General features: G+C 39.4%; 19 protein-coding genes and 1 pseudogene. 16 read left to right on the top strand and 4 right to left on the bottom strand.

The genetic code is table 11. From position 1 onward, the window contains the following. The first annotated feature begins 220 nt into the window (after nt 1-220). On the top strand, nt 221-1147 hold the full coding sequence (locus tag CL42_RS08270) for an N-acetylmuramoyl-L-alanine amidase (RefSeq protein WP_051586563.1): 927 nt from the start codon (nt 221-223) through the stop codon (nt 1145-1147). A 58-nt stretch (nt 1148-1205) separates the two neighbouring features. Here CL42_RS08270 and CL42_RS08265 read toward each other — a convergent pair whose 3' ends face one another. Next, a complete protein-coding gene (locus CL42_RS08265; protein ID WP_035267088.1) occupies nt 1206-1970 on the bottom strand; it encodes a 3-hydroxyacyl-CoA dehydrogenase in 765 nt (254 codons plus the stop codon). A 282-nt stretch (nt 1971-2252) separates the two neighbouring features. Here CL42_RS08265 and CL42_RS08260 point away from each other — a divergent pair, with 282 nt between their 5' ends. The 3 genes and pseudogenes from CL42_RS08260 to CL42_RS08250 all read left to right on the top strand — a co-directional run. Beyond that, the gene (locus CL42_RS08260) at nt 2253-2606 is read left to right on the top strand and encodes a hypothetical protein (protein ID WP_035267087.1); all 354 of its coding nucleotides are present in this window, start codon (nt 2253-2255) and stop codon (nt 2604-2606) included. A gap of 314 nt (nt 2607-2920) precedes the next feature. Then, entirely contained in the window at nt 2921-3871 is a 951-nt protein-coding gene (locus tag CL42_RS08255) for an aliphatic sulfonate ABC transporter substrate-binding protein (RefSeq protein WP_228133246.1), read from the top strand. Between the two features lie 116 nt (nt 3872-3987). Beyond that, nucleotides 3988-4689: pseudogene (locus tag CL42_RS08250) on the top strand (ABC transporter permease); the annotation flags it as partial. A gap of 37 nt (nt 4690-4726) precedes the next feature. Here the strand turns inward: CL42_RS08250 and prmC are convergent. Both prmC and prfA read right to left on the bottom strand, forming a co-directional pair. Beyond that, complete coding sequence (gene prmC / locus CL42_RS08245; RefSeq protein ID WP_035267082.1) at nt 4727-5545, bottom strand: peptide chain release factor N(5)-glutamine methyltransferase; 819 nt, start codon at nt 5543-5545, stop codon at nt 4727-4729. Continuing rightward, nucleotides 5545-6633 (bottom strand): peptide chain release factor 1, encoded by a 1089-nt coding sequence (prfA, locus tag CL42_RS08240; RefSeq protein WP_035267080.1) that lies wholly within the window; start codon nt 6631-6633, stop codon nt 5545-5547. Before prfA ends, prmC begins: the two co-directional genes overlap by 1 nt. A gap of 402 nt (nt 6634-7035) precedes the next feature. Here prfA and CL42_RS08235 point away from each other — a divergent pair, with 402 nt between their 5' ends. From CL42_RS08235 to CL42_RS08215, 5 genes are all read left to right on the top strand, one after another. After that, nucleotides 7036-7464 (top strand): hypothetical protein, encoded by a 429-nt coding sequence (locus tag CL42_RS08235; protein ID WP_035267078.1) that lies wholly within the window; start codon nt 7036-7038, stop codon nt 7462-7464. A 201-nt stretch (nt 7465-7665) separates the two neighbouring features. Further along, entirely contained in the window at nt 7666-8172 is a 507-nt protein-coding gene (locus CL42_RS08230; protein ID WP_035267077.1) for a hypothetical protein, read from the top strand. A gap of 131 nt (nt 8173-8303) precedes the next feature. Further along, complete coding sequence (locus tag CL42_RS08225; RefSeq protein ID WP_035267075.1) at nt 8304-9308, top strand: LLM class flavin-dependent oxidoreductase; 1005 nt, start codon at nt 8304-8306, stop codon at nt 9306-9308. A 290-nt stretch (nt 9309-9598) separates the two neighbouring features. Beyond that, complete coding sequence (locus CL42_RS08220) at nt 9599-10528, top strand: hypothetical protein (protein WP_035267073.1); 930 nt, start codon at nt 9599-9601, stop codon at nt 10526-10528. Between the two features lie 20 nt (nt 10529-10548). Further along, a complete protein-coding gene (locus tag CL42_RS08215; protein WP_035267071.1) occupies nt 10549-11106 on the top strand; it encodes a hypothetical protein in 558 nt (185 codons plus the stop codon). 167 nt (nt 11107-11273) lie between these two features. On the opposite strand, the gene CL42_RS08210 is transcribed toward CL42_RS08215, so the two are convergent. Next, complete coding sequence (locus CL42_RS08210) at nt 11274-12110, bottom strand: pyruvate, water dikinase regulatory protein (RefSeq protein WP_035267069.1); 837 nt, start codon at nt 12108-12110, stop codon at nt 11274-11276. A gap of 155 nt (nt 12111-12265) precedes the next feature. Between CL42_RS08210 and ppsA the strand changes: the two genes are divergently transcribed. From ppsA to cyoE, 7 genes are all read left to right on the top strand, one after another. Continuing rightward, nucleotides 12266-14644, top strand: coding sequence for a phosphoenolpyruvate synthase (gene ppsA / locus CL42_RS08205; RefSeq protein ID WP_035267067.1), 2379 nt, complete (start codon nt 12266-12268; stop codon nt 14642-14644). 80 nt (nt 14645-14724) lie between these two features. Continuing rightward, on the top strand, nt 14725-15486 hold the full coding sequence (locus CL42_RS08200; protein ID WP_035267065.1) for an RDD family protein: 762 nt from the start codon (nt 14725-14727) through the stop codon (nt 15484-15486). 289 nt (nt 15487-15775) lie between these two features. Next, complete coding sequence (gene cyoA / locus CL42_RS08195; protein ID WP_035267063.1) at nt 15776-16840, top strand: ubiquinol oxidase subunit II; 1065 nt, start codon at nt 15776-15778, stop codon at nt 16838-16840. Nucleotides 16841-16843: 3 nt separating this feature from the next. Continuing rightward, nucleotides 16844-18832, top strand: coding sequence for a cytochrome o ubiquinol oxidase subunit I (cyoB, locus tag CL42_RS08190; protein ID WP_035267062.1), 1989 nt, complete (start codon nt 16844-16846; stop codon nt 18830-18832). 4 nt (nt 18833-18836) lie between these two features. Then, the gene (cyoC, locus tag CL42_RS08185; RefSeq protein ID WP_035267060.1) at nt 18837-19454 is read left to right on the top strand and encodes a cytochrome o ubiquinol oxidase subunit III; all 618 of its coding nucleotides are present in this window, start codon (nt 18837-18839) and stop codon (nt 19452-19454) included. Beyond that, complete coding sequence (gene cyoD / locus CL42_RS08180; RefSeq protein ID WP_171076771.1) at nt 19451-19783, top strand: cytochrome o ubiquinol oxidase subunit IV; 333 nt, start codon at nt 19451-19453, stop codon at nt 19781-19783. The genes cyoC and cyoD overlap by 4 nt, the downstream gene beginning before the upstream one ends. A 10-nt stretch (nt 19784-19793) precedes the next feature. Next, nucleotides 19794-20672 carry a heme o synthase gene (cyoE, locus tag CL42_RS08175; protein ID WP_035267056.1) on the top strand — a complete coding sequence of 293 codons (879 nt, stop codon included), beginning with the start codon at nt 19794-19796 and terminating at the stop codon, nt 20670-20672. The last annotated feature ends 40 nt before the right edge of the window (nt 20673-20712 follow it).

Raw genomic sequence — 20712 nt, 5'->3', positions numbered from 1 at the left:
CTTGTATAAGCCTATGATACCGAATAAATAAGCAGTCTATTCATACAATTCTGAAGATAATTTTTACCCTAGAAGATCTGTACCTTATTGTTACAATTCGAATAGGCTTGTTTAATTTTTATTATTTTATTTTTTATTATTAATAAACATAATCTCAATAATTGCTTCACTAGCAATTGATTTTAAAAACATCTAACTCCAATAAATGACAGTCATACTTATGAATAAAAAAATTTTTGCACTCGCTACATTATTAGTTTCGAGTTTATTCCTGACGGCATGTAAAAATGAAAAGATCACCAACATTACATACGTCAATCAAGGTTCGGATACCCAACCAGAATATATAGAAAGCACGCTTTATGATCTGGACGAAGAGAATACTTCACCCAATCAAGACAATCGGCAAATGTTCTTGATTCTGCACTACACAGCAGTATCTAAAGACGAAACATTGGCTTTGTTTAAAGATCCTAATTTCCCTGCCAGTAGTCACTATTTTGTACCCGAATTACCAACCAATGGTAAATTTACTGTGTACCGTCTTGTGCCTGATGATAAAAGAGCTTGGCATGCTGGCGCGAGTTCTTGGCAGACCAACAGTAGTTTGAATGCCTCGAGTATCGGAATTGAAATTGAAAATCTCGGTTTCCCTGCAGATGATGAACAACTCCCTTTGATGCAACGTCGATGGTATCCATTTTCATCAAAACAACAAATCGAAGTCCTTGCAGATATTATTTTAAAAATTACTAAAAAATACGAGATCAGACCCGACCGAATTTTGGGGCACAGTGATATTTCTCCAGGTCGTAAATTTGATCCAGGTCCGCTATTTCCTTGGAAACGTTTATATGAAGACTACAACATCGGTGCTTGGTACGATAACGACACTGTAAATTATTATCGTACCTATCATCCTTGGAAGAATGATATTGCTTCGTTACAAAGCAAATTGGCATTATACGGTTATAACGTTCCTGTCACTGGTCAATATGATCAAGTCACTCAAAATGTTGTATCTGCATTCCAAATGCATTTTTATCCTGAGAAATATGATGGTATGGCGGATATTGAAACTGTAGCCCGCCTTGATGCATTACTTGAGAAGTATCGGAATGTAGCTCGTCCGGCGATTTCACCATAAAGCATCTGAGATCAGTTTAGTCGTCTATTTAAGTGAAGACTAAACTGATTTTCATATATTATTTTGGCGCCATACGAATTGCGCCATCCAATCGAATCACTTCACCATTTAAATACGAATTTTCAAAGATATGTCCAACCAGTTTCGCAAATTCTTCAGGTTTAGCTAAACGTGGTGGGAATGGAACCATCTGTCCCAATGCATCCTGCACATTTTGCGGAAGACCTTTAAGCATCGGGGTTTCCATGATTCCTGGCGCAATAGTCATAACACGGATCTTTTCACGTGCTAACTCACGCGCCAATGGTAAAGTCATACCAACAACAGCGCCCTTAGATGCAGAATATGCAGCCTGACCAATTTGACCGTCAAAAGCAGCAACTGAAGCCGTGTTCACGATGACACCGCGTTCTTCCTCTTCCCCCGAAAGCGTATACTGTGACATTAATTGCGCAGCATAGCGCAACATATTAAAGGTTCCACTGACGTTGATATTCAGCACTGTTTGGAACATATCTAAGGCATGCAGGCCATCGCGACCAAGCACTTTAGCTGATGGTGCAATACCAGCACAGTTGATTAAACCATTCAATTGTCCGTATTTTTCTTGTATGTGTGCAAAGAATGATTCAACTGCTTTTTCATCAGTTACATCTAGTTGAATAAACTCTGCACCAATTTCTTGACCCGTCTGCTCGCCCAAAGATGCATTCATATCAACAATTACCACACGAGCACCCTGCTGTTGAAGATAAGCTGCTGTCGCCGCACCTAACCCAGAAGCGCCACCTGTAATAACAATCACTTTTCCTTGAATATTCATAAATCTCATTATCCTTTTTTTAGTTTTAAGTTGGCTTTAGGGTAATCCTCCTCTAATTCGGATTCAATTTATTCAGTGACCAATTGGTATAAAAAATTCAAAATAGTTATAATTTAATATTTATTTTATATAAAAATTAACCACACATTACAGTTAAGTTTGCTTTAGTGACATGATTTAAAAACCATACAGTCATCGTTATTCTTTTGAATTCGGCTAATATTTAGACTATTTTAATCTTATTCATTTCGGCAGTTTGCCATATCTCCTAAAGGTTCAATCATGTTTAAAATGATCGATGTCTTAGAGCAAAATTTTGCTCAAACTTTCCCCCATGCACTTAATCAAGATGCAGATCAAATTTCAGAGCAGCTTCAAATGAGCATTCTGAATGCATCTGAAATAGATTTAAAAAATGCAATCAATCAATTCCTAGACACTCAAGATGCAAGTGAAACTGCACTTGCGTTAGATATTTCAACTGAACGTCTTAATGAACTGAAATCTGGCATTGCGTTAAAAGATGCTTCGAAAATTTCGGACACTTTAAAAGTAGTGGCGCTATGCTTGGCTTTGGAGTCAGACTCATTAGAGCTTCTTGAAGTGAGCGATATTTCAACTGAGTATTTCGTATAATCTGAGTGTTGAGATCAAACTCATAGGGTTTGGTCTCATTTTCTCTATTAGTCTTATTATATTAAATTATGTGACCTTCATCTCATTGCACTAATTCATATAAAGTTCTGATAAATCACTATATTTTCACAAAACCACAATATTTATAAAATATTGATTTGATTTCAATGTGTTAAGTGAAAATTTTAACTTTATCAAAATTTATTCTTTTAATATCTCATTTTCTTTTTTGTCACAAATCACCTGAAAGGCTATTTATATCAAAAATTTAGCGAATTAAATCAGGTACTTTAGTGAAAAAATCAATATCTCCATTGAAATTAGGTCTTTTGGGTTTAGCAATTAGTGTTGTTCATAGTGGAGCCAATGCTGCCCTCCCTAAGGAAATTAAACTGGATTATGCCTACTATGCTCCTACGAGTTTAGTGGTTAAAAATCAAAAGCTATTAGAAAAGGCTTTACCCAATACCAAAATCAAATGGGTATTTAGTCAAGGTAGTAATCGCTCATTAGAATATCTCAATAGCGGCAGTGTTGATTTTGCTTCAACTGCTGGTCTTGCCGCTGTATTAAGTCGTGCCAATGGTAGCCCTGTTAAAACAGTTTATATCCAAAGCCAACCTGAGTGGACAGCTTTAGTCGTGCCAAAAGACTCCCCGATTAAATCATTAAAAGATCTAAAAGGTAAAAAAATTGCCGCAACAAAAGGAACTGACCCATTTTTATTTACGCTACAAGCTTTAGATACCGTTGGATTGAATAAAAAAGATGTACAGCTTGTTCATTTGCAACATCCAGATGGCAAAACGGCGTTAGAACGTAAACAAGTGGATGCTTGGGCTGGCTTAGACCCTTTGATGGCATCAGCTCAAGTCCAGTCGGGTGCAAAACTGCTTTATCGTAATGTAGGCTTTAATAGTTATAGCGTGTTAAGCGTCAAAGAGCCATTTACTCGATCTAGCCCAGAAGCAATTGAAGCCGTAATTAAAGCGTATGAGCAAGCACGTAAATGGGCACAAGCCAATCCAGATAAACTGGCGCAGTTACTCGCCACTGAAGCTAAACTACCTTTAGAGGTTGCAAAACTTCAGCTTCAGCGTACTGACTTTAATCAAAATATTCCTAAAGCCCAACACATTAATGCACTACAAAAATCCGGCAAAATCTTGACTGAAGAAGACTTAGTTCGTAAAGGAACAAATGTAAATCAAGTTGTTCAACAGTTATTTAATGCCTCATTCGCTCAAAAAGTGGTGACAAAATAATGGCGATCAGTGAAAAAGCGATTGAACATCGGAATATCGATGTCCATTCACAACTGTCGACAAAAGGGAATAAATGGTTGAAAGGTATTTTCCTCCCTGTATTACTAGTACTGCTGTGTGAAATGTTGGTTCGAGGTGGTGTAGTTGAACCTTATCTTCTACCTGCTCCAAGTAGCTTATTTGTTTCCCTGCAAGAACTTGCTCAGAATGATTTAGGTCAACATATTTGGGCAAGTACATGGCGAGTGTTTTTAGGGTTTGCTATTGGTAGTGGTTTAGCACTATTTTTTGCAGTTTTGGTTGGGCTCAATCGCCATGCAGAAGAGTTTATTGAACCGACCTTTTCTGCAATTAAGTCAATTCCTAGTCTTGCGTGGATTCCTCTCCTTTTGTTATGGCTTGGTATTGATGAATCCTCAAAAATCACCCTCATTGCGATTGGTGCTTTTTTTCCAACCTATACCAATACTGTGGCTGGTATTCATGGTGTCGACCGAAAATTGATTGAGTTAGCTCAAGTGTATAGACTGAATCGCTGGCAACAAATCTATCAAATTGTTTTACCCGCAGCGTCACCATCTATCCTTACAGGCTTGCGCAATAGTCTGAGTTTAGCTTGGATGTTTATGATTGCCGCTGAACTCATTGCAGCAACGCAAGGTATTGGATATTTATTAAGTGATGGACGTGAAACATCGCGTCCAGATATTGTGATCATTGCTATTATTTTATTGGCAATATTGGGGAAAATTACGGATACCATAATGAAAGTATTTGAATCAAAATTATTGTTATGGCGTGATGTCATCAAAAGATGAATCAATAAAAAAGCGACCTAAAGTCGCTTTTTTATTTCTAATGAGGCCATTGTGCTAAAGTCACGCGATCGTTACCACCATAATCTTTAACGGTTCTCACTTTCTTATAACCTGCTTGACTAAATAGATGCTGAACAGCGTCTGCTTGATCATATCCATGTTCAAGTACCACCCAACCTTCAACAGTCAGATGCTTCTTGGCTTGGAAAATAATTTGCTCAAGATCCGCTAAACCTTTTTTTTCAGAGATTAATGCACGTTGAGGCTCGGTCGCCAAATTGTGCATATGTTCATCTGCTGGATCAATATAAGGCGGATTAGACACAATGACATCAAAAAATTGACGCCCAAACGGTTTTAACCAACTGCCTAGTACAAATTGAACCTGATCTAAGTCATGTTGCTCAGCATTAAATTTAGCGACTTCCAATGTAGGCTCATAAATATCGGTTGCTGTTAAAGACCAATTAGGACGTTCGGAAGCGAGTGACAATGCAATGGCGCCTGTCCCAGTTCCTAAATCTACAACGCGCGCATCCTCAGGCAACTCTAACTTTAAAACTGTCTCCACCAAAACTTCGGTGTCTGGTCTAGGCACCAAAGTATCGGACGTCACTTTTAAGTCCAATGTCCAAAAAGGTTGCGAACCTGTGACATAAGCTAAAGGCTCACCTGCTTCAATCCGAGCAATCGCCTCTCGATACGCCTGCTCTTGTTCCGCAGTGAGCTCTTTATCCTTCTTCATCACCAAATCGAATGAATCAATTTTAGTGATATGTTCGAGCAACCAAGCATTTTCTTGACGCTCATAACTTTCAGGCTCACCACGCAGAGCAAGCGCTTGTTGAATGTTCATTAACCACCATTCTGCTGTGCAAGCATTGCCAATTGATCCGCTTGATATTCACGATGTAAGCTATCTAAAAGCTCAGTCAAATCTCCCTCCATCACCGCATCCAACTTATATAGAGTTAGGTTAATACGATGATCAGTCATACGACCCTGAGGATAATTATAGGTACGAATACGTTCTGAACGATCACCTGAACCCACCAAATCACGGCGCATTTCAGATGTCGCAGCATCAGCTGCTGCACGTTTAGCATTCTCAAGACGAGATGCCAATAATGCCATTGCCTTTGCTTTGTTCTTATGTTGTGAACGCTCTTCCTGACATTCAACAACAGTACCTGTCGGAATATGCGTGATTCGTACAGCAGAATCCGTTTTATTAACGTGCTGACCACCCGCCCCAGATGCACGATAAGTATCAATACGCAAGTCTGAAGGGTTAATATCTACAGTCGTATCAACATCAATTTCAGGAAGAATTGCAACGGTACAAGCTGAAGTATGAACTCGCCCCTGTGATTCAGTTGCAGGAACGCGCTGAACTCGATGAGCACCGCTTTCAAACTTTAAGCGTCCGTAAACACCTTCACCATTAATTAAGCAAATAATTTCTTTGTAACCGCCATGTTCACCTTCATTTTCAGAAAGGATTTCGACACGCCAACCCTGTGATTCAGCATATTTACTGTACATACGAAATAAATCACCAGAGAAAATCGCAGCTTCATCGCCACCTGTCCCTGCACGTACTTCCAGATATGCAGAGTTCGCATCATTTGGATCTTTCGGAATCATCAGAATATTCAATTCTGCCTCTAAAGATTCAATTAATGCTTTATTTTCTTTAATTTCTTCTTGTGCCATTTCCTTAAAGTCAGGATCTGACAACATTGCTTCAGCCGTTACAATATCTTCTTCCGCTTGGGTATATTTTTTCCAAACAGTGGTGATTTCAGTCAAATCATTGTGTTCACGTGACAAATTACGGAAACGCTTATTGTCGGAAATGACTTCAACATCAGCCAATAGCGCTTCTAATTCTTCATGACGATCACAAAGTTGGTCTAATCGTAAACGTAACGATTCTTTCATGTTAAATAAAATCTCTAATACTGGATTAACTTAAGGACTGCCTTAAATTAATATTTCTAAAATTGCGAGTAGTTTAACGACTCTGACATTCAATTAACATATTTATATAGAATGACTTTGCAAAACCATTTTTCAATCCTTGTCACACCCAATTAATGGATAATCAAAAAATTAGCTCCATAACTGCCAAGTTTAAAAACTGTTTACTGAATCAACTCTCCATAGTTTCTTCTTAATCAGCCCAATAATGCATATTGAATGATCAGTTGTAATATAAAAACAACATTGTGCAACCAAAACGTAAAACTCTAGGTCAACTTCTACATATTTAGCGCTTCGATTCTTGTTACATTGTGCTCAACGAATTATTACTCGTCCACGAACAAGGACATGGAGTCACACATGAAATTGAATACCCTATTAATGTCAGCCACCTTAGCCACTGCATCAATGTTCACGGTATCTGCACATGCAGACAGTACAGCGCGTGTCGCTGCAGCGAGTGCTTTAGGTAGTGTAGCAGGTACAGCAATTGGTAAAAACATGGGTGGCACAACAGGTGCAACTTTAGGTGCAGCACTTGGTGGTGCTGGTGGTGCTGCAGTTGCTAGTAATAAACGTAACCGTACTGAATCTGCCATCGGTGGTGCATTAGGTGGCGGTGCGGGTTATACCGTAGGTAATAGCATGGGTGGAACCAATGGTGGTTATGTCGGCTCAGCTTTAGGTGCTGCTGGCGGTGCTGCTCTTGGTAACAAAATTGCGAAAGACAAAGCATACGATGCTCGCCAAGATCGTAAATGGAAAAAGAAAAAACGCAACCGTCGTTAATTCAAACTGATTGATCGTTTCCCCTTTGAATACTCTGTATTCACCTCGATGCGCCTTAGGGCGCATTTTTTTACCAACAAATTAATTATGGATAAATTAGGGAGAGAAAAATACAAACAAGCAACTTGCTCTCCCAAATGATTGCAGAAATTTGGATTAAATTAAAACAATCAAATATAAGACTTCGACAAGGAGTTCACCATGAAATTTAATTCAAAGTTATTTGCTGCTGCGATCGCAACTGCGGCCTTGAGTACAACAACCGCTTATGCTGATAGTTCGTCTAGAGTTGCCCTCACATCTGCTTTAGGTGGAGTCGTTGGTGCTGCGATTGGTCAACAAATGGGTGGCTCAACTGGAGCAATGATCGGATCAGCGATTGGTGGTGCGGGTGGTGCAGCTGCATCAGCGAATAAAAAAGATCGTAATGCTGCTGCAATTGGTGCTGCATTAGGTGGTGCTGGTGGTTACACGGTTGGTAATAATATGGGCGGAACAAATGCTGGTTATGCTGGTGCAGCATTGGGTTCAGCTGGTGGTTCAGTTTTAGGTAAAAAAGTGGCTGAAGACCGTCGCGAAGATGATTATAGAGATCGTTATGATCGTCGTGACCGCGGTTATCGCAATTCAAACTATCGTTATAATGACCGTAATTACAGAAGTGACAATGGTCGTCATTTAGGTTGGTATAAAAATGGTAAACGCTAATTCCAAACTCTTAAAATTCAAGCGCTCAACTTAGAGCGCTTTTTTATTTACACTTATATCGTTTTTTTTCAATATACAAATACTCAAGTTCGTATTAACATCTTTATGAGTGTTCAAAAGAGTAGAAAGTTATGCGAAGCTTAAAAGATATCGAGTTTTCAGTATTGGAACTCGCTCCTGTACGTGATGATAAAACGGTTGCTTTTTCACTACAGCATGCTTTGGAGTTAGCACAAAAAATCGAACAATTGGGTTTTAAACGACTGTGGCTTGCAGAACACCATAATATGGACGGTATTGCTAGCTCAGCTACAGCTGTTTTATTAGGCTATATCCTTGCAAACACCTCCTCTTTAAAAGTAGGTTCTGGTGGAATCATGCTGCCTAATCATGCACCACTTGTTGTAGCAGAACAATTTGGAACACTAGCAACGCTTTATCCTGATCGAGTTGAACTAGGATTAGGACGCGCACCAGGCACAGATCAATTGACCATGCGTGCCTTACGCCGAGGTCGTCAAGAGACTGAAGATCAATTTCCACAAGACGTGCTTGAAATTTTGAGCTATTTGGGAGATCCATCGCCACATCAAAGAATCAAAGCGACACCAGGTCAAGGAACACATGTTCCAGTATGGCTGTTAGGTTCTAGCTTATTTAGCGCACAATTAGCAGCAAAACTTGGCTTACCTTATTCTTTTGCCTCTCACTTTGCCCCTCGCATGCTGGGTCAAGCGATTCAACTTTACAGAGAAAACTTCGAACCTTCTGAATATTTGGATCGTCCTTATGTATCAATGGGCGTTCCAACTGTTGTAGCTGATACTGATGAAGAAGCTGAATACTTGGCTACTAGCGCTTATCAACGTGTATTAGGCTTACTGCGTGGGCAAAGCTTAAAACTCAAACCTCCAGTTAAATCAATGGATGGAATTTGGTCTGCTCCAGAAAAGATGTCAGTTGACAATTTTTACGCAATGGCTCAAATCGGATCACCAGAAACTGTGAAACAAGGTCTTGAACAACTACTGGTGCCTTATGATGTAGATGAGTTTATTTTTACTTGTGATATCTACGATACTGACAAACGCATTCAAAACTTTGAGTATTTAATGCAAATTAAGCAAAACGCTTAGATCGAAAAGATCCTGAAATGATTGAGTAATGATTTTGATTTCGAATCTCTTCTTAAATTACTCTTTCATTTCTTGGGTTTGTCAAACAACTATTGGCAATAAATGACATCTAATGTCCCAAAAAGACTGCTCTAATGAAACAATTCTTTTAAACAATAATATTAATTATTCACAATCATATACTTAAAATTTGGCATTTTATATCAAACTAAAATAAGCACTTCTGCAAAATACATCACATTTTTAAGCGATAAAATTTCATGATTAAAAAATAAATACGGATGTATAACATGGCCTCTATCGACTTAGAAAAAATGTTGGATAAAGTAAAACATACTCAATGGACACTCTCGGATATTGACTGGGATGCTCCTGGCAAAGAATTAGTCACCGCAGAACAGTGGCCCAAGCTTAAAGATTTTATGGCTGATCTAATGTGGATCGAACATGTAGGTGCTCGTGCATTTTCTGCGATGTCAAAAAAAGCACCGACAGATACGCTTCGCGAAATGTATGCCATTTTCCACGCTGAGGAACAGCGTCACGCCAATGCCGAAATGGCACTGATGAAAAGATGGGGTATGCTTGAAGGCGATATTCCTAAACCCAATAAAAATTTAAGACTGATCATCGAATGGCTCGACACTTATGCTGATGAAATGCCCTTCTATATTCTAGGTGCTGTCATTCCGATGCTGGAAGTCGCTCTTGATGGCGCACTTTGTACATTCCTATTGGATACTGTAGAAGACCCAGTTTGTCATCAAGCTTTTGAACTGATTAATGGTGATGAAGCTCGTCATTTAGGTGTTGGATTTAGTGTCATGGAAGATCAAGGCTACAATAAAACCTTTATTGAGCTTTCTAAAATGGCAGCGCGAGTTGTAGATCCACGTTTATTACTTGGTATTCTTGCCTACTTACCACTCATTAATAAAATGCGTGATAATGTGATTAAACTAGGTCTGCCAGAAGAAAAGCTCTATGCAGCGATGCACAAATTTGCTCGAATAGGTGGACGTACTGCAGAAGGTCGTCGTAATCCTTGGTATCAAATTATTAACTTCCATGCACGAAGTGCCATGAACCGACGTAATAAATGGTTTCATATCCCTGTCGACACTATGGTAAAAATGACTGATAAGATTCCAGAAAAATCTTTACCTAAAATCCCATCTTGGATATATGAATTAACTGCAGAACCAAAAGCAACCCACTAAAACAATAATTAGGTACAGAAATGAAAAAAAGGAATAAAGCCCACACGGATTCGTTCTTTCATAATGAAGCTGAGTTTTTTTCCAACTTTAAAGGAAAAATTATCTCAGCTGAGGACATCAAACAAACCGATTTTTCAGGATTAAAGGTCGCGATTATTGGTGCCAATCAAATGTCAGTTTCACATTTAGATGTGGTTTGTCAAAATGCGCTATTCGTCAAAGTATTTCAAATGACACCTCATTTCGTTTTGCCACACACTGAAAAAGGGGTTCAAAAAATTATTGCTCACCCCCTCATCGCTAAAAATAAACGATTATTTAATCAGCGAATTAAGACGACTTTGGCAATACGATATTTAGATTCTCAGATTTCAGATACTTGGTTAAAAAGACAATTGATGCCAAATCCAGCTTCGTCGCAAAAAATATTTTTTAAATCCGATCATTATTACAACGCCTTACAGCGAGAAAACTGTAAATTGATCACATGGCCAGTCGTGAAAATTACTGAAAATGCCGTTCAAAGTATGGAAGGAATCGAACACTTAGTAGATATTATTATTACAACGTACGAATAGTGATCATCATTTTGTAGATAAATGCGAATCTAAATTACATTTTATGATGAAATTATAGACACTTGAATTATATAATTTTTGAATTTTATGAGTATTTATGACGATTAATCTCTTAATAAAAAAGAAGCACAGCTAGTGCTTCTTTTTTTTACATTAGATTTACAGATTTAACCAATCCGACGTTTTAAGCCAGTCATTTGCAATACTCGTGTTGAAATTTCTTCGATCGACATTTCTGAAACATTTAGATATTTAATTCCTTCAGAAATATAAATACCTTCGATTGCACGCAATTCCATCTGGCATTGGCTAAAACTTGCATAACGACTGTTGGCTTTGCGTTCAGATCGAATTGCCACCAAACGATCAGCGTCAATCATTAATCCAAACAATTTATGCTTATGTGGACGTAAAACTGCTGGCAAACGGTTGTCATCCAAATCTTCTTCAGTTAACGGATAGTTCGCAACTCGAATACCAAATTGTAATGACAAATAAATTGAGGTCGGTGTTTTACCAGAACGCGAAACTCCAATCAAAATTAAATCCGCTTTATCATAGTGTCTTGTACGTGCGCCATCATCATTATCCAGCGCGAAATGTACAGCATCAATACGTGCTTTATAAGACTCAGAATCAGTCACAGCATGTGTTTGTCCGACTAAAGTTGTAGGGGCTGTTCCAAGCACCTCAGATAGCTTACTAATTAACCCTTCAAACACATCTAAATTAACCGCATTTGCCGTATTGATGATGTCCCGAACATAGGGATCCACAAGAGTATCAAAGACAAGAGGTTGTTGGCCATCAGACTCTGCGCGCGCGTTAATCTCTGCAACGACGTTCATTGCAGCTTCTTCTGTAGTGATATACGGAATGATATGAATATCAAAATCGACATGAGGAAATTGAGCCAATAAAGAATGCCCGAGTGTTTCAGCCGTAATGGCAGTACCATCGGAAATAAAAAAAACACTTCGTTTAATATCTTTACTTTCTGCCATTAAATTAATCCTCAAATATTTGTCTAAGTACTATATAATCTTTATAGTAAACCGATCTTACATGACTGTCGCTTAGTAATGAAAGTTTGCTAAGTTTTCACAGAAAAATATCATGCCAAGATAGTGATTAATACTGCAAAAGTGGAGTAACAACTTTGGAAGCACGCGTAATCGGTCTGGAAAAATTAGGTAAACACGACGTAGAAATCGTGGGCGGTAAAAACTCATCTCTAGGCGAAATGATCAGCCATTTAGCAAATGCTGGTGTATCAGTTCCAGGTGGTTTTGCAACAACTGCTGCAGCTTACCGTGAATTCCTTGAGCAAAGTGGTCTAAATGCCAAAATTTCAGCCGAGCTCAAACAACTCAATGTTGACGACGTAAATGCACTTGCTGAAACTGGTGCTAAAATCCGTCAATGGATCGTTGATACTCCGCTTACTCCAGCACTTGAAAAAGAAGTTCGTGATGCATTCGCAACTCTTTCTAACGGCAACCCTGAGATCGCGGTTGCCGTTCGTTCATCTGCGACTGCAGAAGATTTACCAGACGCATCTTTTGCAGGACAACAAGAGACTTTCCTAAACATCCGCGGTATTGACAACGTCTTAATCGCGATTAAAGAAGTTTTTGCTTCACTTTATAACGACCGCGCAATTGCTTACCGAGTACACCAAAACTTCGATCATGACATCGTTGCTCTTTCTGCTGGTGTGCAACGTATGGTTCGTTCAGAGACTGGTGCTGCTGGTGTAATGTTTACACTGGACACTGAATCTGGTTTCCGTGACGTTGTATTCATTACTGCATCTTACGGTTTAGGTGAAATGGTTGTTCAAGGCGCTGTAAACCCTGATGAATTCTATTTATCTAAGCCACTTTTAAATGCGGGTAAACACGCAGTATTGCGTCGTAACCTTGGCTCTAAGCACCAAAAAATGATCTACGGTGAGGAAGGCTCTGCAGGCAAATCAGTTGTTGTTGTGGATGTTGAAAAAACTGAACGCCAACAATTTGCTTTAAATGATCAAGAATTACAAGAACTTGCTAAGCAAGCGTTAATCATTGAGCAACATTACGGTGCGCCAATGGATATCGAATGGGCGAAAGACGGTGATGACGGTCAAATTTACATCGTTCAAGCACGTCCTGAAACAGTGAAAAGCCGTGAGAATGTCGGCACAATGGAACGCTACCTATTAAAACAAAAAGGTACAGTTCTTTGTGAAGGTCGCTCAATCGGTCAACGTATCGGTTCTGGTAAAGTCCGTATTGTTAATTCCATCAAAGAAATGGACAAAGTCCAAGATGGCGACGTTCTGGTTTCTGACATGACCGATCCTGATTGGGAACCAGTCATGAAACGTGCTGCAGCAATCGTTACGAACCGTGGTGGTCGTACTTGTCATGCCGCGATTATTGCACGTGAACTCGGTGTTCCAGCGATTGTTGGATGTGGTAACGCAACAGAAGTACTTGTCGATGGTCAAGAAGTAACTGTTTCATGTGCTGAAGGCGATACAGGTTTCATTTACGAAGGCGCTTTAGATTTCGAAGTTCAACGTAACTCGATTGAATCTATGCCAACACTTCCGTTCAAAATCATGATGAACGTTGGTAACCCTGATCGTGCATTTGACTTCGCTCAAATTCCAAACGAAGGTATTGGTCTTGCACGTCTAGAGTTCATCATCAACCGTATGATTGGTGTTCACCCTAAAGCATTACTCAATATTGACAGCTTACCTCGCGAAACACGTGCAGCTGTGATGACCCGTACTGCAGGTTACTCTTCACCGATCGAGTTCTACGTTGAAAAACTGGTTGAAGGTATTTCTACACTTGCTGCTGCATTTGCTGATAAACCTGTCATCGTACGTATGTCAGACTTCAAATCGAATGAATACGCGAACTTAATCGGTGGTAAGTTATACGAACCTGAAGAAGAAAACCCAATGTTGGGCTTCCGTGGTGCAAGCCGTTATGTTTCTGACAACTTCCGTGACTGCTTCGAATTAGAATGCCGTGCATTGAAGAAAGTTCGTGATGAAATGGGTCTAACTAACATTCAAATCATGATCCCATTCGTCCGCACAGTTGCTGAAGCAAAGCGTGTTATTGAACTTCTTGCTGCAAATGGCTTAAAACGTGGTGAAAATGGTCTTAAAGTGATCATGATGTGTGAATTACCAACCAATGCTCTACTTGCTGAACAATTCTTAGAGCATTTTGATGGCTTCTCAATCGGTTCAAATGACTTAACTCAGTTAACGCTTGGGCTTGACCGTGACTCAGGTATCGTTTCTCATTTATTTGATGAACGTGATCCAGCAGTAAAAGCTCTTCTTTCAATGGCGATTCATGCATGTCGTAAGGCAGGTAAATATGTGGGTATTTGTGGTCAAGGACCATCAGACCACCCAGATCTTGCTCGCTGGTTAATGGAACAAGGTATCGAATCTGTTTCACTCAACCCAGACTCAGTTTTAGATACATGGTTCTTCTTATCTGAAGAAAAGACTAAACAAGCTTAATAAACTATGTTAAAAAAAGACCCATTCGTGGGTCTTTTTTTTACCCCATTATTTTTAGTAATTTTTGAGAAATTAGGTTTATGCAAATTTACTTGGCGAGAAATAATCAACAAGCTGGGCCGTATACGGTAGAGCAGTTAAATCAAATGCTCTCGAGCCAACAAGTTTTACTCACAGACTTGGTCTGGCATCAAGGTATGACTGAATGGAAAGCTTTAGGTGAACTCAGTCAAGGAAAATTATATTACCAACCTGAAGGCTATCAACCAACTCCACCAGTACAACAAAGCTATTCAAATCCTTCAATTGCGAGTGTAAATGTTCAAAAAAATACTGCTCAGCAAGAACTTGCCTCAATTGGATCTCGATTTTTAGCTAAACTCGTTGATCTGGCGCTTTGGTTGCCTGCCTTGGTGATTCCTTCGTTCTTTATGCAGGAAGAACAAGTTGCTCAATTGACTGAACTTCAGCAAAAAATGCAGAATGCTAACTCATCAGATCAAGCAATCAAATTACAGGAACAGTTATTTACACTGATTCCAATGGAAGCTTGGCAAGCAATGTTGGTTTACATTGTATTAATGCTAGCTGCTCAAGCATTTTTAATTGCGAAAAGTGGTCAGAGTTTAGGTAAAAAAGTAGCAAAAATTCAAATTGTTGATGCTGAAAATGGACAGCAAGTAAACTTAATGCGCGCATTCACATTGCGTAGTGTGATTTTTATTGTATTGAATTTACTCTTTATGCCATTCATTACCATCATTGATCATGCCTTCGGTCTAAGTCAAAAAAGACAAACTTTGCACGATAAATTAGCAAAGACCAAAGTCATAAAACGATAATTTTTATCTTAGGGGAGCAAATGCTCCCCTTTGTTTTGCCTCTGTTTTCACATCAAAAGTAATCAATTCTTCAACCAATTCCGACCAAACAAATTGGGTTTAATCCTTATATTTAAAGGCACTTTACATATAGCTTAGTTGGTCGTTATAGGGCATAATGCCCTACAACGTAGCGGTGTCATATGACTGAAATTCAGTAAATGTAATTTTCTGTTTTTCAATCATGTGACACTATAATCGCTATCCCATAATTTTATTAGGGAATGGGACTCTTCACCGAGGTTGTAAAATGAGACAAACAATTTTAGCTGTATTGTCTTTATCAACGCTTGCCGTGCTCTTAACAGGGTGTGGCGGTGATATGGTACTTCTAAACTCAAAAGGTCCAGTAGCACAAGGTCAGTCTGATCTTATGATGACTGCGATCTACCTCATGCTATTGGTAGTAATTCCATCAGCATTGATGGCTTTATGGTTTAGTTGGAAATATCGTGCGTCAAATAAAGATGCAGACTATAAACCTACATGGGCACACTCTACTATTATTGAAATCGTAGTGTGGGGTATCCCGTGTATTATTATTGGTATTTTAGCGTATTTAACATGGTGGGGCTCACACAAGTATGACCCTTATCGTCCGCTAGAATCAGAGAAATCACATTTAACTATTCAAGTTATTGCTGAACAGTTTAAATGGGTTTTTGTTTACCCTGAACAAGAAATTGCAACAGTTAACGAAGTTCGTTTCCCAGAAAAAACTCCGATTAATTTCAATATCACCTCTAACTTTACAATGAACTCTTTCTTCATTCCTCAGTTAGCGGGTCAGATTTATGCAATGGCGGGTATGCAAACTCAACTTCACGTCCTTGCGGATAATGAAGGTGTATACCGTGGTTTCTCTTCGAACTATTCAGGCTATGGTTTCACACAAATGCGCTTCCAAGCTCATTCTGTTTCAGAAGCTAAGTTCGCTGAATGGGTGTCTGCAGTAAAAGCTGGTAACGGGACTTCGATTAACCCTGAAGCTGTTCAAAAAACAGTTTTAGACCAAGCTGAATTTGCAACCTTGCGTGATGGTAACCGTTCAGAGAAACAAATCGCTGCGATGGTTCGTAACGCTAAAACCGATCTAGAGAAGCAACAAGCTGAAATTGCTCAAAAAGAAGGTCCATATAAGGCACATCCTCATCCTGTGACTTACTACTCTTCTGTTGAAAAAGGCTTGTTTGAATCAATTATCAACAAATACATGGCAAACTACCACGGTGCAGATCACTCAGCTAAAGCTGAAGGTCATGCTGTAGTTGCTGATGTAAATGCTGAACCTGCTTCTTCAGTTGTAGGGGAATAAGACATGAGCTTCTTAGGTAAGTTAAGTGTAGATGCTATCCCGTACGATCCAATCGTACAGGTAACAGTGTTAATGATGATTTTAGGTGGTATTGCAGTATTTGCTGGTATCACTTATTTCAAAAAATGGGGCTACTTGTGGAACGAATGGTTCACATCTGTAGACCATAAAAAAATTGGTATTATGTACCTTATCGTTTCTGTGATCATGTTATTACGTGGTTTCGCGGATGCGATTATGATGCGTCTTCAATTGTTCCTTGCAAAAGGCGGCGGCGAAGGCTATCTACACCCTGAACACTACGACCAGATTTTCACCGCACACGGTGTAATCATGATCTTCTTCGTAGCGATGGGTCTTGTAGTGGGTATGATGAACATTTCTGTTCCACTACAAATTGGTGCGCGTGACGTAGCATTCCCATTATTAAACTCTTTAAGCTTCTGGTTATTCGCTGGTGCTGCTGGTTTGATGATGGTTTCTCTTGCGCTTGGTGAGTTTGCGGCAACTGGTTGGATGGCTTACCCTCCTCTTTCAGGTATCGAATACTCTCCTGGTGTTGGTGTTGACTACTATATCTGGGCACTTCAGATCTCTGGTCTTGGTACACTTCTTACTGGTGTTAACTTCTTCGTTACCATCATTAAAATGCGTGCTCCTGGCATGGGTCTTATGGATATGCCGATCTTTACGTGGACATCTTTATGTACTGCAGTATTGATCATCGCATCATTCCCAGTGTTGACTGCAACAATTGCAATGTTAACGCTTGACCGTTATTTCGGTTTCCACTTCTTTACAAATGACATGGGTGGTAGCCCAATGTTGTATGTAAACTTGATTTGGACATGGGGTCACCCAGAAGTTTATATCTTGATCTTACCTGCATTTGGTCTATTCTCTGAGATTACTTCTGTATTCTCTCGTAAGACATTGTTTGGCTACAAATCAATGGTATATGCAACGATCGCGATTACAGTTCTTGCATTCGTTGTATGGTTACACCACTTCTTTACAATGGGTTCAGGTGCCAACGTTAACGCGTTCTTCGGTATCATGACCATGATTATCGCGATTCCTACAGGTGTGAAAATCTTCTCTTGGTTATTCACAATGTATAAGGGTCGTATTACCTTCACATCACCTATGTACTGGACAGTTGGCTTCTTAGTGACTTTCGGTATCGGTGGTTTGACTGGTGTACTTATGGCGGTTCCACCTGCGGACTTCCTTGTACACAACTCACTATTCTTAATCGCTCACTTCCATAACGTAATTATTGGTGGTGTTGTATTCGGTATGTTTGCTGGTATTACTTTCTACTGGCCGAAAATGTTCGGTTGGCAGTTAAGTGAATTCTGGGGCAAAGCATGCTTCTGGTTCTGGTTCTTCGGTTTCTACTTCGCGTTCATGCCATTGTATATCCTAGGTTTCATGGGTATGACTCGTCGTCTAAACTCGTATGACAACCCAGACTGGGATCCATATGTTGGTATCGCATTATTCGGTGCTGTATTAATCGCAATTGGTATTGCTTGTTTCATCATGCAAATCATTGTTGGTTTCTTACAACGCGAACAAACTCGTGACGTTACAGGCGATCCATGGGATGCACGTACGCTTGAATGGGCGACTTCATCTCCAGCTCCATTCTATAACTTTGCAGTATTGCCTCAAGCGAACGGTATCGACCGCTTCTGGACTGACAAAGAAAATGGTGTAGCTTACGCACGTCCTGCTAAATATGAAGATGTTCATATGCCAACTAACCGTGCTGCGGGTGTACTTATTGCACTGATCATCACTGTTATGGGCTTTGCACTTATCTGGCACATTTGGTGGTTAGCGATTGTTTCTTTCGTTTCTGCAATCATTGGCTTTATCTGGAGCTCATTCACGAAGAAAGTGGATTACTATGTTCCAGCTGCTGAAGTAGAACGTATTGAAAACGAACGTTATGCGTTACTCGAAAAACACTTGAAGAAGGACTAAGGATATGGCTGAAGTACTTCATCACGAAAACCACGAGCATGATGAACATCATCACGATGATACAGACATCACGGTCTTTGGTTTTTGGACTTACTTGATGAGTGACTTGATTTTATTCGGTACACTCTTCATCGCGTTCGCTGTATTAAGCAGTCATATTCCACCTGGCACTCCAAGTGCAAAGGATCTTTTTGCAGATTCTTTAGGTTTCGTTTTAACTGAAACTTTCGCACTTTTGATTTCATCAGTGACATTTGGTTTTGCGGTACTTGCTTCTTACAAGAAAAATGTTGGTCAAGTTCTAGCTTGGTTAGCGGTTACATTTGTATTCGGTGCAATCTTCATCGGCATGGAACTTTATGAATTTAATCATTTAGTTCATGCTGGTCATGGACCAAGCGTGAGTGCGTTCTTATCTGCGTTCTTTACTTTAGTTGGTACGCACGGTATTCACGTAACTTCTGGTTTGGTATGGATGATCGTGTTGATGATTCAAATCAAAAAATATGGTTTAACTACAATCAATACTCGTCGTCTTGCTTGCCTAAGCTTGTTCTGGCACTTCCTTGACATCGTATGGATCTGCGTATTCAGCGTAGTGTACTTAATGGGAGTATTATAATGAGTCATGATCATAATGCTGCTGGTGCATCACACGGTAACGTAAAGCAATACACAATCGGGTTTGTACTTTCTGTTTTATTGACTGTAGTTCCATTCTACATGGCAATGAATACTGATAGCTTCAGCCGTGGTGCGATTATTGCTGTTATCGGTATTACAGCTGTTGCTCAGGTACTTGTACAATTAGTTTACTTCTTGCACATGAACTCATCTTCAGAGCAACGTTGGAACGTGATTGCATTTATCTATACAATTCTAACTATTGCTGTTCTTTTAGTTGGTTCTGTATGGATCATGAACTACTTACATTCAAACATGATGATCTAAACTGATTGTCATGTTTAAAAAGTACTTATTCCTGACTAAGCCAGGAATTCTCTTTGGTAACTTTGTTACCACTTTGGGTGGCTACTTTGTAGCTACCCAAGGTTCAGTAGATTTCCTTCTCCTGCTTCTTACCCTCATTGGCACTACCCTCGTAGTTGCATCTGGATGTGTGGTCAATAACGTTATTGATCAAGACATCGACCAAAAAATGCAGCGCACACAAAACCGTGCGTTAGTTAAGAAAACCATTTCTGTTCAAATTGCATTAGCTTTTGCTTTGCTGTTAGGCATACTCGGTTTTGGCATTTTATGGTTTTGGGTAAATGCGTACGCTTTTTTATTCGCAGTTATTGGTTTTGTCGTATATGTTGGTTTTTACAGCTTATGGACAAAACGAACAACGATCCACCAAACTGTGGTCGGTAGTATTTCTGGTGCAGCCCCCCCTGTCATTGGATATACAGCGGTCGCGAATCAATTCGATTTAGGTGCACTACTCATTTTCTTGGGTTATGCATTTTGGCAAATGCCTCACTCATGGGGAATTGCAATTTATCGTTTTGATGATTACAAAAATGCAGGCATTCCGATTCTTCCTGTTGCGCGCTCGATTGTTCGCACCAAGATTGAATCGCTGATTTACATTGTGCTATTTGCAATTTCAATGAACGCTTTATTTGTATTCGGCTATGCAAATTGGCTTTATTGTATAATTCTCAATGTATTGACTGTTTATTGGCTATATTTAAATATCATTGGATTTAAAGCTGAAAATGATCAATTATGGGCAAAGAAATATTTCTTATTCTCTGTTCTCCTAATTACGATTATCAGTATTTGCTTTAGCTTTACTGCTACTGCACCAATAAACAATCTTGTCATTTTTTAAAAGATAGAGAAGCCTCTATCTTTTTTTTTGATACAGATTC

Origin of the sequence: Acinetobacter sp. Ver3 (assembly GCF_000632455.1) — a bacterium.
In the GTDB taxonomy this organism is placed as follows: domain Bacteria; phylum Pseudomonadota; class Gammaproteobacteria; order Pseudomonadales; family Moraxellaceae; genus Acinetobacter.
The sequence above is the reverse complement of the archived record's forward strand: the minus strand, read 5'-3'. Positions and strand labels throughout refer to the sequence as shown.